Source organism: Janthinobacterium sp. MP5059B (genome assembly GCF_001758645.1).
GTDB lineage: Bacteria > Pseudomonadota > Gammaproteobacteria > Burkholderiales > Burkholderiaceae_D > Janthinobacterium > Janthinobacterium lividum.
Window position 1 is genome coordinate 310,020 of sequence record NZ_LRHX01000010.1, and the last position, 15,890, is coordinate 325,909.

Annotated in this window: 13 protein-coding genes; 8 read left to right on the top strand and 5 right to left on the bottom strand. The window is 67.6% G+C overall.

Features of this window, described 5'->3' with window-relative positions:
* Positions 1–110: 110 nt before the first annotated feature.
* Both paaZ and gshB read right to left on the bottom strand, forming a co-directional pair.
* A complete protein-coding gene (gene paaZ / locus JAB1_RS14345) occupies positions 111–2,165 on the bottom strand; it encodes a phenylacetic acid degradation bifunctional protein PaaZ (RefSeq protein ID WP_034783922.1) in 2,055 nt (684 codons plus the stop codon).
* Entirely contained in the window at positions 2,162–3,130 is a 969-nt protein-coding gene (gene gshB / locus JAB1_RS14350; RefSeq protein WP_070280423.1) for a glutathione synthase, read from the bottom strand. The genes paaZ and gshB overlap by 4 nt, the downstream gene beginning before the upstream one ends.
* Positions 3,131–3,410: 280 nt before the next feature.
* Between gshB and JAB1_RS14355 the strand changes: the two genes are divergently transcribed.
* From JAB1_RS14355 to JAB1_RS14390, 8 genes are all read left to right on the top strand, one after another.
* Positions 3,411–3,827 carry a thioesterase family protein gene (locus tag JAB1_RS14355; RefSeq protein ID WP_070280362.1) on the top strand — a complete coding sequence of 139 codons (417 nt, stop codon included), beginning with the start codon at positions 3,411–3,413 and terminating at the stop codon, positions 3,825–3,827.
* Position 3,828: 1 nt separating this feature from the next.
* Positions 3,829–4,386 (top strand): hypothetical protein, encoded by a 558-nt coding sequence (locus JAB1_RS14360; protein WP_070280363.1) that lies wholly within the window; start codon positions 3,829–3,831, stop codon positions 4,384–4,386.
* Positions 4,383–5,084, top strand: coding sequence for a peptidoglycan DD-metalloendopeptidase family protein (locus JAB1_RS14365; protein ID WP_070280364.1), 702 nt, complete (start codon positions 4,383–4,385; stop codon positions 5,082–5,084). Before JAB1_RS14360 ends, JAB1_RS14365 begins: the two co-directional genes overlap by 4 nt.
* Positions 5,077–5,799: a glutamine amidotransferase gene (locus JAB1_RS14370; protein WP_034783929.1), complete on the top strand. Its 723-nt coding sequence runs from the start codon at positions 5,077–5,079 to the stop codon at positions 5,797–5,799. Before JAB1_RS14365 ends, JAB1_RS14370 begins: the two co-directional genes overlap by 8 nt.
* Positions 5,796–7,016, top strand: a complete 1,221-nt coding sequence (locus JAB1_RS14375) for an aminotransferase class I/II-fold pyridoxal phosphate-dependent enzyme (RefSeq protein WP_254672096.1) — start codon at positions 5,796–5,798, stop codon at positions 7,014–7,016. The genes JAB1_RS14370 and JAB1_RS14375 overlap by 4 nt, the downstream gene beginning before the upstream one ends.
* 36 nt (positions 7,017–7,052) lie before the next feature.
* Positions 7,053–7,661, top strand: a complete 609-nt coding sequence (locus JAB1_RS14380; protein WP_034783931.1) for a flavoprotein — start codon at positions 7,053–7,055, stop codon at positions 7,659–7,661.
* Positions 7,662–7,684: 23 nt separating this feature from the next.
* Complete coding sequence (locus tag JAB1_RS14385) at positions 7,685–8,377, top strand: glutathione S-transferase family protein (protein WP_034783932.1); 693 nt, start codon at positions 7,685–7,687, stop codon at positions 8,375–8,377.
* A 66-nt stretch (positions 8,378–8,443) separates the two neighbouring features.
* Entirely contained in the window at positions 8,444–9,571 is a 1,128-nt protein-coding gene (locus tag JAB1_RS14390; protein ID WP_070280365.1) for an acyl-CoA dehydrogenase family protein, read from the top strand.
* A gap of 203 nt (positions 9,572–9,774) precedes the next feature.
* On the opposite strand, the gene JAB1_RS14395 is transcribed toward JAB1_RS14390, so the two are convergent.
* The 3 genes from JAB1_RS14395 to JAB1_RS14405 all read right to left on the bottom strand — a co-directional run bounded on the left by JAB1_RS14395 (position 9,775) and on the right by JAB1_RS14405 (position 15,890).
* A complete protein-coding gene (locus JAB1_RS14395) occupies positions 9,775–10,662 on the bottom strand; it encodes a LysR family transcriptional regulator (protein WP_034783934.1) in 888 nt (295 codons plus the stop codon).
* Positions 10,663–10,894: 232 nt separating this feature from the next.
* Entirely contained in the window at positions 10,895–12,298 is a 1,404-nt protein-coding gene (locus tag JAB1_RS14400) for an SLC13 family permease (protein WP_217494297.1), read from the bottom strand.
* A gap of 67 nt (positions 12,299–12,365) precedes the next feature.
* Positions 12,366–15,890 (bottom strand): indolepyruvate ferredoxin oxidoreductase family protein, encoded by a 3,525-nt coding sequence (locus tag JAB1_RS14405; protein ID WP_083299751.1) that lies wholly within the window; start codon positions 15,888–15,890, stop codon positions 12,366–12,368.

Here is a 15,890-nt window from a genome sequence, read left to right on the forward strand (position 1 = left end):
TGAAATACCCGGTTGGCTTCATCTCGTCAGCCGCCATTCTGAAAGACGGGGGCAACGTTGGCTATTTGTATTTCTTGAGCGGCGCCATCAGGAAAACTGAGGGCTGCCGCTTACAGTCCTGCGCGCTTGGCGACCAGGGTCAGGATGTCGTAGCTGGCCACCAGTTCATCGTTCTGGTTGGTTACCTGCACGTCCCACGACACCACGCCCTGGCCGACGCCCTTGTCGTCGCGCCGCTGGCGGTCGACCTTGCGCTTGCACGTCAGGCGCGCGCGGATGGTGTCGCCGATGCCGACCGGCGCGACGAAGCGCAGGTCGTCGAGGCCGTAGTTGGCCAGCACGGGACCGGGCGCCGGGGAGACGAACAGGCCGGCTGCCGCCGCCAGCACGAAATAGCCGTGCGCGATGCGCCGGCCGAACTGCGAATCGCGCGCGGCGATCTCGTCGAAATGCATGTAGAAATAATCGCCCGAGATGCCGCCGAAGGCCACGATATCCGCTTCGCAGACGGTGCGCCGGTGCGTCAGCAGCGATTCACCCACTTCCAGCTCGTCGAAATGCTTGCGGAACGGATGCTGCACGCTTTCGCGCACGGCGGCGCCGCGCACGTATTCGCCCGTCACGGCCGTCAGCATGGTGGGCGAGCCTTGCAGCGCCGAGCGTTGCAGGTATTGCGAGATGGCGCGCAGGCCGCCCAGCTGCTCGCCGCAGCCGGCGCGGCCGGGGCCGCCGTACTTCAGGTGCGCCGACGCCAGCACGTCCGTGCCCGCCGCCGCCACTTCGCGTTCCAGCACCAGCACGCGCCCGTGCGAGGCGGCCAGGCGCGGCACCGCATACGCGGCCAGCTTCGGATCGCGCGTGGCCAGGGTGCTGGCCAGGCTGCCCCTGCCGCGTGCGGCCAGCGCCAGCGCTTCCTCCACGTCCGCATACGGCATCAGGGCGCAGACGGGGCCGAAGGCCTCGATTTCATGCACGGCGTCGCTGCGCGCGCCGCCGCGGCACAGCAGCAGTGTGGGTGCGGCAAAGGCGCCATCGCGCACGCCTGCGCCGGAAGGCGCGTAGCCGTCCGCCTGGCCGCAGACGATGTCGCTTTCCTCGGCCAGGGCGCGCACGCGGGCGCCCAGTTCGCTGCGCTGCTCCTGCGATGCCAGCGGTCCCATTTGCACGCCGGCCTGGGCCGGGTCGCCGATCACCACCGCCGCCAGGCGTTCGCGCAGGCGCGCCGTCAGCGCTTCGATCTGCCCGTGCGGCACCATCACGCGGCGGATGGCGGCGCCGTCCTGGCCCGCCTTGACCGTCATCGAACGCACGATGGCATCGACCAGCAGCTCGAATTCCGGCTCGCCGCTGCGCACGTCCGGTCCCAGGATGGCGCAATTGAGCGACGCCGCGCCCAGGCTGACCTGGACCGAACGCGCCAGCAGGTTGGGGTGGTTGCGCAAGGTCGTGGCGGTGGCGTCCGAACCGGTGAAGCTGACGGCATCGTTGTCCTGCAGGCGGGCCAGCAAGGCATCGGCAGGGCCGATGGCCAGCTGCAGCGCGCCTTTCGGCAGCACGCCGGACGCGTCGATCAGGCGCACCAGCGCTTCGGCCAGGTAGCTGGTGCAGGTGGCGGGCTTGACGATGCAGGGCATGGCGGCCAGGAAGCTGGCGGCGAATTTTTCCAGCAGCGACCAGACGGGCAGGTTGAACGGGTTGATGTGCAGGGCCACGCCGCCGCGCGGCACCATGATGTGCGTGCCGGCCGCGCCGCCGCGCCGGCACAGCGACATGGCGGGCGCTTCGTGCAGCACATTGCCCGAAGGCAGGCCGCTGGCGGCGATGCCGGCGTAGGAATTGAGCACGCCGATGCCGGCGCAGATATCCTGCTTGCTGTCGGCGCGCGTGGCGCCGCTCAGGTAGGCGATCGTGTACAGCTCCTCGCGGTGCTGCTGGATGTGCGATGCCAGCGCCCGCAGGCAGGCCGCCCGCTGCTGGAAGTCGAGGGCCATCAGCGCCGGCACGCCGGTGCGGCGCGCATAGTCGAGCGCCTGCTGCGCGTCGACCGACTCGGCATGCGTGTGATAGATCAGCGAATTGTCGATGGCGCTGTGCAGCGACAGGCCCGCTTCGCTGCCCATCCAGCGTCCGCCTATCCAGCTTTGCAGTGTGCTTACCTTGCTCATGATTGTTCCTCGTTCGTGTGCGTGAGCGATGCCGCCGTTTCCAGCGCATCGATGAACATGCCTGCCACGTCGAAACCCGTCTGCTGCATGATTTCGCGGAAGCAGGTGGGACTGGTGACATTGACTTCGGTGAGATGCGCGCCGATCACGTCCAGCCCGACCAGCAGCAGGCCGCGCGCCGCCAGCACCGGCGCCAGGGTGTCGGCGATCTCGCGGTCGCGCGCCGTCAGCACGCGCGCTTCGCCGCGCCCGCCGGCAGCCAGGTTGCCGCGCACCTCGCCCGCCTGCGGTATGCGCGCCAGCGCATGCGGCACCGGCTTGCCGCCGATGAGCAGGATGCGCTTGTCGCCCTCGCTGATGGCGGGAATGTAGCGTTGCGCCATGATGGTGACGGCGCCGTCGCGCGTCAGCATTTCGACGGTGGCGCCCAGGTTCATGCCGTCCTCGCGCACGCGGAAGATGCCGGCGCCGCCCATGCCGTCGAGCGGCTTGAAGATCACGTCGCCGTGCTCGGCGTGGAAAGCGCGCAGGCGCGACGGCTCGCGGCTGACCAGGGTCGGCGCGCAGAATGGCGCAAATTCCAGGATCGCCAGTTTCTCGTTGTGGTTGCGCACGGCCGATGGCCGGTTGAAGACGCGCGCGCCCTGGCGCTGCGCCATTTCCAGCAGGTAGGTGCTGTACAGGTATTCCATGTCGAAAGGCGGATCCTTGCGTACCAGGACGGCGTCGAACTGCGCCAGCGGCAGCGTCGCCGCCGCCTCCCGGTGGAACCACGTGCCGGCGTCGTCGACCAGCTGCACGCGCGCGGCATGGGCGCTGACCACGCCGCCCTCGCAGTGCAGATGCTGCTGCTCGAATACATGCAGTGCGTGGCCGCGCGCGGCCGCTTCCTGCATCATCGCGTAGGTCGAATCTTTCTTGATGTTCAACAGCTCGAGGCGGTCAGCCAGGATCGCGATTTTCATCGATGCGCCTTTCTTTCTCTTCAAATAGGGTGGGGTAGAGGGAAAATGCCTGGCCGCGCCGGTGCGCGCGGCGCCCGCGGCGCCATGCGCCGCATCGTTGTTGCCGGAATAGTTCTGCAGCGATGGTAGCGCAACAGGCGCCATTCGGCTCCTCAGATATTTGGACGTCCCCCCTCAGTTATTGCGTCTTGTGAGCTACCCGCCATCGGTCTTAGCATCATTGGCGAAATGTCACTACCCAAGCCGGCCTGACCGGATATAACCGCCACATGAGGACACAATGATGCGCCGCTCTTTCAAGACCAATCTCGACATCCGTTACCGCGACACCGACTCGATGGGCCACGTCAGCAGCCCCGTGTACTACGAGTACATGCAGACGGCTTATCTCGAATACATGCACCGCATCCTGGAAATCCCGAAGAGCGAAAAGCTGCCGCACATCATGGTGAAAACCGCGTGCGAATACATCGCCCAGGCCAAGTACGGCGACAAGGTGCTGGTGCTCAGCCACGTCTCCAAGTTCGGCGGCAAGAGCTTTGAAATGGAGCACATCATGCACATCGGCGACGAGCAGGGCGTGGTGATGGCCAAGGCCATTTCCGTGCACGTCATGTACGACTACGACAAGCAGGCCACGCAAGCCGTGCCCGAGTCGTTCAAGCAGACCGTGCTGGCCTACCAGGGCAGCTTGTAAGATGGCGCGCCTGGCAACCCTGCAAGCGCTTGGCGCGCTGAGCCTGCTGGCGGGCGCCACGGCGCCGCTGGCCGCCAGCGCCGGCGACGCCGTGCAGCGCGTGCTGACGCCGCTCGACTGGCCCGCAGCCGGCCAGGCCCGCGCCAGCGCGGCGCAGGCCGACGCGGTGCTGCGGCCCCTGCGCGCCACGGCACCCGCCGGGCTGGCGCAGGTCCGCATCCCCGTATTGCTGCTGCCCGCCGACGGCGACTGGGGCGCGCCCCGCTTCCATGGCCAGGGCACGGCGTATGCGGCCCTGTATGCGCCGGCGGGCGCGAAGCTGGGGCTGTTCGGCAGCGCCACGCACCTCGTCGCGCCAAATGACCTGAAGCTCGAACATGCGGGCGGCGCCTTCGAATCGATAGGCGACGGCGCCGACTACAGCTTCACGCGCTTCGGCGCCGCCTACACGCTGCGCATGAGCTGCGACGAGCCGCTGAAGGACAAGCGCTGCACCGATCCGCAATACCTGACCGACGCGGCGCGCGCGCTGCTGCTGGTGGCGGGAGACCAACCATGATGAAGACGACCTTGCTGGCTGGCGCGCTGGCGCTCGGCACCCTGGCGCTGCCGGCACTGGCAGGCGGCGACGAGCGCTTCCTGCCGCCTGGCGCGCTGCTGCCCGGCAGCGGCAGCGGGGTGGCCAGCGCCGCCGTGCTGTACCCGGACATGCGCTTTCCCATCGAGAAGGGCGCGGCCTACGCCAGTTCGCATTTCTATGGCGTGGGCGGCCAGCGCGGCAAGGCAGGCGATTCCTGCGACGACGCCAACTATGCCTATCCGTGGCGCGACAATTTTTGCGAGCTGCGCAAGGACAACCTGCCGTTCTGCCTGTCCGGCGGACACCAGGGGCAAGACTTGCGCCCGGCCACCTGCCGCGCCAACTTTCACTGGGCCGTAGCGGCCGACGATGGCGTCATCGTGCAGATCGCGCGTTTCAGCGTCACCCTGCAGACGGCCGCCGGCACCTTGTACCGCTATGTGCACCTCAATACCAGCGACCTGGCCGTGCGCGAATTGCAGCCGGTGGCGCGCGGCGCGCGCATCGGCAGGATTTCGAACAACTGGATCGACAAGCTGCCGATCCACCTGCATTTCGACGTCAAGGACACCATCAAGGTGGGCCAGCAGACCCTGGTGACCTTCGTGCCGCCGTATGCCAGCCTGGTCGAGTCCTACATCCAGCGCAACAAGATACAAGGAGAGCAGCATGAGTGAAACGATGCAAGGCCGGCGCGGGCGCAAGCGGCCGATCCTGGCGATACTGCGCCAGGAGGCGTCGACGCCGGGCCGCGCCGGCAAGCTGCTGCGCGACAAGGGCTTTGAACTCGATATCCGCCGTCCCGTGTGCGGCGACCCGCTGCCCGACACCCTCGACGGCCACGCGGGCGTGATCTCGTTCGGCGGCCCGATGAGCGCGAACGACAGCGATGCGCACATCCGCCGCGAGATCGAGTGGCTGTCCGTGCCGCTGGCGGAAAACCGGCCGTATCTGGGCATCTGCCTGGGCGCGCAGATGCTGGCCAAGAATCTCGGCTGCAAGGTGACGGCGGCCGAGGGCGACGTCACGGAGATCGGCTGGTATCCGCTGAAGCCGACGGCCGAAGGCCAGCGCATCATGCCCAAGTGGCCGGACATGGTGTACCACTTCCACATGGAGGGTTTCGAGCTGCCCAAGGGCGCCATCCTGCTGGCCGAGGGCGACGCCTACCGCAACCAGGCCTTCCGCTACGGCGAGAAAGCCTGGGGCATCCAGTACCATCCCGAGCTGACCCTGGCCATGCAGCGCCGCTGGGCGGTGAAGGGCGCGCACCGCTTCCACCTGCCGAACGCGCAGCAGGGCGAACAGCACCTGCAGGGACGCGTGCTGCACGACAAGGCGCTGCGGGCTTGGTTCAACGGCTTCCTGAACCGCGTGTTTACCGAAGCATGAGCCGCCAGCTCGCTACCCTGCAGGACGGCCTGGCGCTGACCCTGGACCAGCTGCTGGCGCGCCAGAGTTTCAAGTGGCGCCAGTACCAGCCCGGCGTGCTTGCCGCCTGCGTGGCCGACATGGACCTGGGCACCGCGCCCGCCGTGCAGGCGGCGCTGGCGCAGGTGCTGCAGCGCGTCGATTTCACTTATCCCCTGCGTGACGGACGCAAGGCTGACCGCGCCGTGGCACACGCGTTCGCCGCGCGCATGCGCCGCCTGTATGGCTGGCAGGCCGAGGCCGACCAGGTGCTGGTCCTGCCCGACCTGGTGCAGGCGACGTTTGCCGCGGTGATGGCGTTTTCCGACCCGGGCGACGGCGTGATCGTGCAGGTGCCGCACTATGCGCCGTTCCGCGAAGCGGTCGAGGGCACGGGCCGGCGCCTGGTCGCGCTGGAAATGCGCACGGGTGCCGACGGCTTCCAGCTCGACCTGGAGAGCCTGGAACAAGCCGTCGATGCCCGCACGCGCGTGCTGATCCTGTGCAATCCGCACAATCCGACGGGGCGCGTGCTGAGCCGCGCGGAGCTGGACGGCGTGCTGGCCTTTGCCGAGCGCCATGCATTGATCGTGGTGTCCGACGAAATCCATGCCGACCTGGTCTACCCGGGCGCGTGCCATCTGCCATTCGCTTCCTTGTCGCAGGCGGCCGCCGCGCGCACCGTCACCCTGAACTCGGCCACGAAGAGCTTCAATATCGCCGGACTGCGCTGCGCCGTCGCCCATTTCGGCACGCCGCAGCTGCAGCAGCGCTTCCATGCGCGCCTGCCGGCGCGCCTGACGGGCGCCGTCAACAACCTGGGCATCGACGCCACCGTGGCGGCCTGGAACGACGGGCAGCCCTGGCTCGACGCCGTGCTGGCGCACCTGCTGGCCATGCGCGACTACGCGGCGCAGATCCTGCGCCGCGAGTTGCCGTCCGTCCGCTTCCACGTGCCGCAGGGGACGTATCTGCTGTGGCTCGATTGCGCGGCGCTGGAGCTGGACCAGCCGGCGGCGGATTTCTTCCTCCAGCATGCGCGCGTGGCGCTCAGCCCGGGCGAAGTCTTCGACGCGCGCGCCGCGCACTGCGCGCGCCTCAATTTCGCCACCTCGCAGCCGCTGCTGGCCGAGATCCTCGACCGCATGGTCATGGCGGTGCGCGCGCACCAGCGCCGCCGTCCGCCTGCACCCCATTAACCCGGCACAGCCGTGCCACCACCTGGACACAACACCATGGAAACGCCCATCAAAAAACACAAGCCGCGCATCCTCATCGGCGTCACGGGATCGCTCGATTCGACCCTGCTGCCGAACTACCTGCGCATCATCAAGGACCATCTCGATTGCGAGCTGAGCGTGCTGATGACGCCGAATGCCACCAACTTCCTCAAGCCGGAATCGATCGCGCTGTACGTCGACCGCGTCATCAGCGGCGAGCGGCCGCAGGATTGGCCGACCGACAAGCCGGGCCGCCTGGCCGCCGAGCACGACCTGCTGCTGGTACTGCCCGCCACCGCGAATACGCTGGCGGCCGTGGCAAACGGCTTTTCCGGCAACCGCCTGACCACCGTGATCCTGGCCGCCACCTTTCCCGTGCTGCTGTTCCCCGTGATGGGCGGGCCGATGCTGGCCAAGCCGGCCGTACAGCGCAACCTGGCGCAGCTGCGCGAGGACGGCTACATCATCATCGACCCCGTCTGGCGCGACCATTTCGATCCGCTGCTCGAGCGCATGCACGGCCACCACTCGCTGCCGAGTCCCGAGCAGGTGCTGGCGCTGCTGCGCGAACGCTTCCCCGCCAGCGGCGTGCAGCGCCTGGCGCTGACGGGCGCCGCGGCCTGACCTTCACAACCAGAGAGAACCGCATGTCCATTATCCTGTACAGCCTGTGCGCCGCCGACCGGCGCCGTCATTATTCGCCCCATGTATGGAAGATCATCATGGCACTCAAGCACAAGGAACTGCAGGCCGAGGTGCGGCCCGTCTCCTTCGCGGAAATCGCCGGCATCGAGGACGGCAGCTATAAAAGCGTGCCGGTGCTGAACGACAACGGCCACATCGAGGGCGACAGCTTTGAAATCGCCGTGCACCTGGAGCGCGCCTATCCGGACCGGCCCAGCCTGTTCGGCGGCCCGGGCGGCCAGGCCATGGCCCGTTTCGTCGAAAGCTTCAGCCAGACGGTCATCCATCCGCCCGTCTCGGCCATCGCCGCCATGGACATGCATGCGCTGATGTCGCCGGCGGACCAGGCGTATTTCCGCGCGGCGCGCGAGAAACGCTTCGGCAAGACCCTGGAAGAGGCCTCGGCCACCCGCCACATCGAGCTGGCGGCCCTGCCGGAAAAATTCGCGCCGCTGCGCAGCGTGCTGGCCAAGCAGCCCTGGCTGGGCGGCGCGCAGCCCCTGTTTGCCGACTACATCCTGTTCGGCGTGCTGCAATGGGCGCGCATCACCGTGCCGTATCCCTTGCTGCCGGCCGACGATCCCGTCAGTACCTGGTTCGAGCGCTGCCTCGACCTGCACGGCGCCATCGGGCGCTCGGTCGTCCTGTCGGACTGACGGCCGGCGTACCTGCCAGGGCCGCCCGCGCGGCCCTTTTTCTTTCATTGACCAACAAGGCTAACCATGATGTTTACACCGCAACAGGGCGAGATACGCCAGCGCTACGCCGGCATCGGCAGCGACATTGCCGCCGGCGCCGCCGCGCGCGCCGAAGGTTTCGATTTTGACGGCTGGCAGCGCCTGCGCGATGCCGGTCTGTGGCGCATGATCGTGCCCGGCAGCGATCACGCGACGGGCGACTGGTGGAGTTTTACCGCCGCCCTCGACGGCCTGTCGTCCACCATCGGCGCGCCGGAGCTGCTGCTGTCGGTCATCGCCCAGGCCGGCATGGTGCGGGGCCTGGAGCGGCACGGCACGGAAGGGCAGCGCGACCGCTATTTCGGCGCCATCCTGCGCGGCGACGTCAGCGCCACCGGTATCGCCGAGCCGGGCACGGGCACGGACGTGCGCAGCATCCAGAGCACCTTGCGCGCCACGGCCGACGGCTACGTGCTCAATGGCTGCAAGTACAATATCGCGCACGCGCCCATCATGGATTTCGCCCTGATCGTCTGCCGCCTGGCGGACAAGGAAGAGCACAATATCGCGCTGGCGCTGGTCGACCGCGGCACGCCCGGCCTGCGCGCCGGCCTGGTGGACGACAAGCTGGGCAACCGCAACCTGCCCACCGGCGCCCTGCATTTCGAGGATGTGGCCGTGCGCCCGTCGCAGCTGCTGGGCGCGCCCGGTCGCGGCCTGGCCACGCTGATCGACACCATTTCGCTGGGACGCCTGTATTACGGCTTGGCGGCGGCCAACCTGATCGCGCCCTATCTGGACGAGGCGATGCGCTACGCGGCCAGCCGCAGCAGCTTCAATAGCAGCATCGACAACCACCAGTACGTGCAGCGGCGCCTGGTCGATATCCGCATCGGCATGGAACGTTCGCGATGGCTGGCGTTTGGCGCGCTGTCGCAGTTGCTGGCAGGCCAGCGGGAAGGGTTGATGAGCTGTTCCATCGCCAAGCTGGTGGGATCCGAAGACCTGATCAACAGCGCTACCAGCCTGGTCAAGCTGTACGGCAGTCTTGGCTATCACAACGGCCGCGTGGCCGAGCTGATGAAAAACGCCCTGGCTTTCGCCAGCGTGGGCGGCACCGAAGAAATGCACCGCAAAAATATCTTCAATCAGATGCAGCGCCTGGTTAAGTAACCCCCAATAAATTATTGTGATTTCTGACTTCCATAACCGGCGCTCTGCAGCGTTGCTCGCTGCTAGCAGTGCTCGCACTGCGTCGCAGTGAGCGCCTTGCATAGCATCCGGTTCTGTTCGTCATAAATTCACACTAATTTCCCGAGGATTACTTAGCTAGGTTTCCCGGGCTGGCTGTGGCACTCGCACGGCATATTGGCGGTTCAGGCCGCCAATATGCCCGATTCGCTCAGCGCATCATTGATCGCTTCGAACATCGGCTCTCTGGCGCGCGAGGCCAGGTGCGCGAACAGATTGCGCACGGACGACTGTGCCACGCACAGGATGTCGATTTCACCGAGACGCTGCGCTTCCAGCGCCGTGTCGCCATGCAGCAGGCCGACGCCGAGGCGCTCGGCCAGCATCGAGCGGGTGACGCTTTCGCGGTCGATGCTGATGATGCGGCGTGGACGGAAATTGCGCGTCTTGAACAGGTGCTCGGCGGCCCCGCCGCAGCACAGGCTCGATGGCGCGAAGATCCACGGCAGCTCGGCCAGCGCGTTCCAGTCGAGCGGCTGGGTGGTGTCGAGCATGCCGGCAGGCGCCGCCACGTAGACGGGGAAGCACGCCACTTCGATCGTCATCAGGTCATCGTCGGGCGAGCGCGCCTCGTTGTAGAAACCCGCGTCGAGCGTGCCGCTGCGGATGCCGTTCAGGGTGCCGGTGGAACTGCCGTGCTCCAGCGAGACCTCGACTTCCGGATGGTGCTCGGAAAAGCGCCGCACCAGCCGGCCAATGGCTTCGTTGTTGGACTGGCCGCCGACGCCGATGCGCAGCTTGCCGGCCAGGCGGCCCTTGATGTGGTTGGCTTCGTCGAGCAGCTCGCGGTGGATGTTGAGCGTGCGTTCGGCCTTGGCCAGGATGCGCTGGCCGCTGCTGGTCAGGCTCATGCCGCGCGCCGTGCGTTCAAACAGGGTCAGGCCGAGATAATCCTCCATCGCCTTGACATGGGCACTGACTGCGGGCTGGCTCAGGAAGAGCCGTTCGGATGCGCGCGTAATGCTGCCCTCGCGCGCCACCGTGGCGAAGGTTTTCAGGTGATGGATTTCCATGAGGGGCGGGTCCACTAAGTTAAAATATGGGTGAAATTTCAGATATTCTTATTTGTTTTTCAACTATGCATTATATGTGATTTCATTAAGAAAACCGCATTAACAATGCCTGCAAGATGGGTAATTATTTGTGACTTTTCCCTTCTTCCTGTCACTTGCGCGACGCGCGTCAGCCCTTGAAATGGCGTAAATTGTTACTTTTCGTGAGAAAGTTTCTGCCCGCGGGCCAGCGCTACATCAGGCCGACCACGTGCCACCATACGAAGTCCAGCGGCGTGAGTATCAGCAGGCTGAGGATGAACAGGCTCAGGCACAGGCGGGTGACGGCCGCCACCGGCAGGCTGGCCGCCTGCATGGCGAAAATCAGGGGCGGCGCCTGGTAGGGCAGGCAGACATTGGAAAATGCCAGCACTTGCGTCATCAGCACCGTCATCAGCGGCAGGCCCGTGACGGCCGCCAGGTCCTGCGCCAGCGGCGTCATCGTCGCCGGCACGCCCGCCAGGTTGGTCACCAGCGACACCACCGTCGAGATCACCGTCAGCACGGCGGCGTTCCACAGCGGCGTGTCGGTGGCAAAGCGCGCATGCCGGCTCAGGCCATGCACCACGGCTTCGCCCAGGCCGCTCTCCGAAATCACCGCGCCCAGGCCCATCACGCCGGCCACGAACAGCAGCGAGCCATAGTTGATTTCCTGGTTCAGGCATTTTTTCGACGTCAGGTCGGCGGCCGGCCACAGGCAGACCAGGGCGGCGGCCAGGCCGACCCAGGCCGGCGACACATGATGCAGGCCGTCCGTCATCCACAGGGCCAGGCAGCCTCCCAGCACCACGGCCAGTCCCGTCTCCTGCGCCGACATGGGACCTTGCCGCTGCGCCGGCGCGGCCGCGCGCACGGGATCGGCGGCGGGAAACATCCACAGGATCAGCAGCACCAGCAGGACGGACTTGAGGATGCCCAGCACGGGAAAATGCAGCAGCAGGTAGTCGACATACGCGATCTGCACGTCATATAGATTGTCCGCCATGCCGGACAGGATCATGTTCGGCGCGTTCGACGGCAGGATGGCGAAGGTCGGCAGGAAGCTGGAAAAGCTGGCCGCCATCAGCATGCCCGTGCGGCCGTTATGGCCCGCGCCATAGCCGATATGCTCGGCCACGGCCATGGTGATGGGAATGAGCAGCACCACGCGGCCCATGCCTGAAGGCATGACGAAGGCCAGCGCCACGCTGAACAGCACGATGCCGGCGATGACGCCCGCGTAGCGCCGCCCCAGCATGCGCGACAGGATGGCCGCCGCGCGCTTGCCCAGGCCTGTGTGGCCGATCGCCGCCCCCATCACGGCGCCGCTGAACAGCAGCCAGAAGGTGGTCGACTGCAGGCCGGAGAACACGGTTTGCGCGGGCGCCATATTGCACAGCATCGCCACCAGGAAGAAGGCCAGGGCCGGCCAGTATTCGGGCACCAGGGCCGTGGCCCACATGCTGATGCAAAAGACCAGCAGCGCCACCACGCCGGCCATGGAGGCCGGCAGGTAGAGCGCGGCCGCCAGGCCGCTGGCGAGCGTCAGCGCGGCGATGGCGGCCAGCGCGCGCAGGCGCGCAACGGGCAGGGGAAGGGCGAGGGACAAGGACTTCAAGGCTGGGCTCCTGGGCGCGCCGGTGCGGCAAGGCGCCGCGCCGTGTGGTGGTCAATGGAAAACATGTTTACTGGTAGCGCCGGATGGCGATGGTGCGGAAAGGCTGCTGGGCGTGTGGCGCGGCGGGGACGGCGGGAGCGGCCGGCTGCTCCAGCCTGGCCAGCAGCGCCTGCGCGCGCAGTTCGGCGGCATCGATGCTGGCCAGCTTCACGTGGCCGTAGCCGCGGATGGCCTGCGGCAGTTCGGCCAGCGCCACGATGGAATCGAGGTTCCCGGCGCTCAGGCGCGGCAGCAGGGCGTCGAGGCGTGCCGTGTAGTCGGTGATCAGCTGGCGCTCGCGGCACCGTTCGGCGCTGTAGCCAAACACGTCGAACCGCGTGCCACGCAGCCCCCTGGCCCTGGCCAGCAGCGCCAGCAGCCTGCCCATCCAGGGGCCGAAGGCGCGCTTGCGCTTGCCCAGCAGCGGCGGCGCCATGTGGAAGGTGAGCGTCACGTCGCCCTCGAACTGCTGCTGCAGCTCGCGCTGGAACTGGCCGTCCGAGAACAGCCGCGCCACCTCGTATTCATCCTTGTAGGCCAGCAGCTTGCTGTAGCCGCGCGCCACGGCCAGGGTCAGTACGGGCGGCGCATCGGCGCCGAAGACGGCGCTTTCGCGCTCGCGCACGCGCGCGACAAACGCCTGGAAGCGTTCCGCCAGCGCCGCGTTCTGGTAGCGCGCCAGCATGGCGCTGCGCTGTTCCACCAGCGCGCCCAGGCTGGCGTCTTCCGCCACCGGACCCGCGGCCACGCCTTGCAGCAGGGGCGCGCCGCAGGCGGCCAGGCGGCCGGCGGCAAAGGCCGCCTTGTTGGCGTCGACGGCCACGCCATTCAATTCGATGGCCCGTTCCAGCGCCGCCAGGCCGACGGGGATCAGGCCGCGCTGCCACGCAAAGCCCATCAGCAGTATATTGGCCATGATGGTGTCGCCCATCAGCTGGCGCGCCAGCACCTGGCCGTTGCATTCGGCGATGTGTTCCATGCCGACGGCGTGGCGCAGCTTGTCCATCAGGGCGCCCGCATGCTGCGGCGCATCCGGATCGCGCACCATGGCGGCGGTGGGGAACTGGTGCGTGTTGGCGACCACGCGCGTGTGGCCGTGGCGCAGGGTCTGCAACGCGTCGGCGCTGGCGCCGACCACCATGTCGCAGGCCAGCATGGCATCGGTCTGGCCGATGTCGATGCGCGCCTGGTGCAGATCCTGGCCGGCCAGGGCCAGACGCACGAAGGACAGCACGGCGCCGCCCTTTTGCGCAAAGCCCATGAAGTCAAGCACCGAGGCTTGCTTGCCCTCCAGGTGCGCGGCCATGGAAACGAGCGCGCCCACCGTCACCACGCCCGTGCCGCCCACTCCCGTCACCAGCAGGTTGAACGGGCCGTGCCAGGCGTGCGGCGCGGGCAGGGGCAGGGCGGCCGCGGCGCGGCGCAGGGCTTGCGGATCGATGGCGGCGTCGGCTGCCTTGCGCAAGGCGCCGCCGCGCACGGAGACGAAGCTGGGGCAAAAGCCGTTGGCGCAGGAATAATCCTTGTTGCAGGACGACTGGTCGATGGCGCGCTTGCGGCCGTAGCCCGTTTCCAGGGGCACGATGGACAGGCAGTTCGACTGGACACCGCAATCGCCGCATCCCTCGCACACGGCGCTGTTGATGACCATGCGGCGCGGCGGATCGGGCAATTCCTTTTTCTTGCGGCGCCGGCGCAGCTCGGCCGCGCAAGTCTGGTCGTAAATCAGCACGGTGACGCCCTTGACCTCGCGCAGGCGGCGCTGCACCTGGTCGAGCTCTTCGCGTCCGTGGAAGGTGGCGGGCGGCGGGAAGCGGCCGTGCAGGCCCGCGTATTTTTCCGGCGCATCGCTGACCACGGCAATCGCCTTGGCGCCCTCGGCATGCACTTGCCAGGCGATGGCGTCGACCGTCAGGCTGCCGTCGATGGGCTGACCGCCCGTCATGGCCACGGCGTCGTTGTATAAAATCTTGTAGGTGATATTGGCGCGCCCGGCGATGGCCTGGCGGATGGCCAGGAAGCCCGAGTGGAAATACGTGCCGTCGCCCAGGTTCTGGAACACGTGCGGGGTGGTGCTGAACATCGAGTGCGCCACCCAGTCGACGCCTTCGCCGCCCATCTGTATCAGCCCGGTGGTATCGCGCTCCATCCACGAAGCCATGAAATGGCAGCCGATGCCGGCTTGCGCGCGCGAACCCTGCGGCACCTTGGTCGAGCTGTTGTGCGGGCAGCCGGAACAAAAATAAGGCTGGCGCCGCACGCCGTCGGCCGCATTGGCCAGCAGCGCGGCGGGCGCGAAGCCGGGCAGCAGGGCGCGGCGGTCGAGCGCCGGCTTGTGCCGCGCCAGCCAGGCCGCCAGCACGCCGGCGATGCGCGACGGGCGCAGTTCGCCCTGCGCCGGCAGCAGCGGCGCGCCGCCGGCATCGAGCTTGCCCAGCACCAGCGGGCGGGCGCTGTCCGGCAGGTTGTAGAACAGGGTGCGGATCTGCTGCTCCACCAGCGGCCCCTTTTCCTCGATGACGAGGATTTCCCGCAAGCCCGCCTTGAACTGCGCCAGGCGGTCGGCTTCCAGCGGAAAACTCAGGCCCACCTTGTACAGGCGCACGCCGGCGCGTTCCAGCACATCGAGACTGAGGCCCAGGCGCCGCAGCACTTCGAGCACGTCGAGATGCGCCTTGCCGCAGGTGACGATGCCGATATCGGCTTGCGGGCTGGGACACAGCAGGCGGTCGATGCTGTTGGCGCGCGCGAACGCGTGCACGGCGGCCAGCTTGTGCGCGTGGCGCGTCTCGATGGGCAGGCCGGGCAGGTCGGGCCAGCGGTAATGCAGGCCGCTGGCAGGCACGCTGTAGTCGGCCGGCTGCTCGAAGCGCGTGCACAGGCCGTCCAGGTCGACCGTGGCGCCGCTTTCCACCGTTTCGGAAATGGCCTTGAAGCCCACCCACATGCCGGAAAAGCGCGACAGCGCCCAGCCGTACAGGCCAAATTCCAGGTATTCGGCGATGCTGGCCGGATTGACGATGGGCATGCTCCACGCCTGCATGGCGAAATCGCTCTGGTGCGGCATCGATGACGAGACGCAGCCGTGGTCGTCGCCGGCCACCACCAGCACGCCGCCGTGCGGCGAGGAACCGTACACATTGCCATGCTTGAGCGCATCGCCGGCCCGGTCGACGCCCGGTCCCTTGCCGTACCAGATGGCGAACACGCCGTCGGCCGTGCGCTGGGGATCGGTCTCGACCTGCTGGCTGCCCAGCACGGCGGTGGCTGCCAGCTCTTCGTTAATGGCGGGCAGGAAACGGATCTGCTGCGCTTCCAGCACGCCGCGCGCGCGCCACAGCGCCTGGTCGTAGCCGCCCAGCGGCGAGCCCCGGTAGCCGCTGATGAAGCCGGCCGTGTTCAGGCCCCGCTCGCGGTCGAGCCAGCGCTGCATCAGCGGCAGGCGCACCAGTGCCTGGGTGCCGGTCAGGAAGACGCTGCCGCCGCGTGCCAGCAAGTTGTCCTCCAGCGCATAAGTGCTCAGGCGTACAACGCCCGGGTCGTCCGCGACCAT

Bases quoted from the DNA above. Each gene is read 5' to 3' on its own strand.
- gshB (WP_070280423.1), bottom strand. From the start codon at position 3,130: ATGAAAATCGCGATCCTGGCTGACCGCCTCGAGCTGTTGAACATCAAG.
- JAB1_RS14360 (WP_070280363.1), top strand. From the start codon at position 3,829: ATGGCGCGCCTGGCAACCCTGCAAGCGCTTGGCGCGCTGAGCCTGCTG.
- JAB1_RS14390 (WP_070280365.1), top strand. From the start codon at position 8,444: ATGATGTTTACACCGCAACAGGGCGAGATACGCCAGCGCTACGCCGGC.
- JAB1_RS14365 (WP_070280364.1), top strand. From the start codon at position 4,383: ATGATGAAGACGACCTTGCTGGCTGGCGCGCTGGCGCTCGGCACCCTG.
- JAB1_RS14405 (WP_083299751.1), bottom strand. From the start codon at position 15,890: ATGGTCGCGGACGACCCGGGCGTTGTACGCCTGAGCACTTATGCGCTG.
- JAB1_RS14380 (WP_034783931.1), top strand. From the start codon at position 7,053: ATGGAAACGCCCATCAAAAAACACAAGCCGCGCATCCTCATCGGCGTC.
- JAB1_RS14355 (WP_070280362.1), top strand. From the start codon at position 3,411: ATGATGCGCCGCTCTTTCAAGACCAATCTCGACATCCGTTACCGCGAC.
- JAB1_RS14375 (WP_254672096.1), top strand. From the start codon at position 5,796: ATGAGCCGCCAGCTCGCTACCCTGCAGGACGGCCTGGCGCTGACCCTG.
- JAB1_RS14370 (WP_034783929.1), top strand. From the start codon at position 5,077: ATGAGTGAAACGATGCAAGGCCGGCGCGGGCGCAAGCGGCCGATCCTG.
- JAB1_RS14385 (WP_034783932.1), top strand. From the start codon at position 7,685: ATGTCCATTATCCTGTACAGCCTGTGCGCCGCCGACCGGCGCCGTCAT.
- paaZ (WP_034783922.1), bottom strand. From the start codon at position 2,165: ATGAGCAAGGTAAGCACACTGCAAAGCTGGATAGGCGGACGCTGGATG.
- JAB1_RS14395 (WP_034783934.1), bottom strand. From the start codon at position 10,662: ATGGAAATCCATCACCTGAAAACCTTCGCCACGGTGGCGCGCGAGGGC.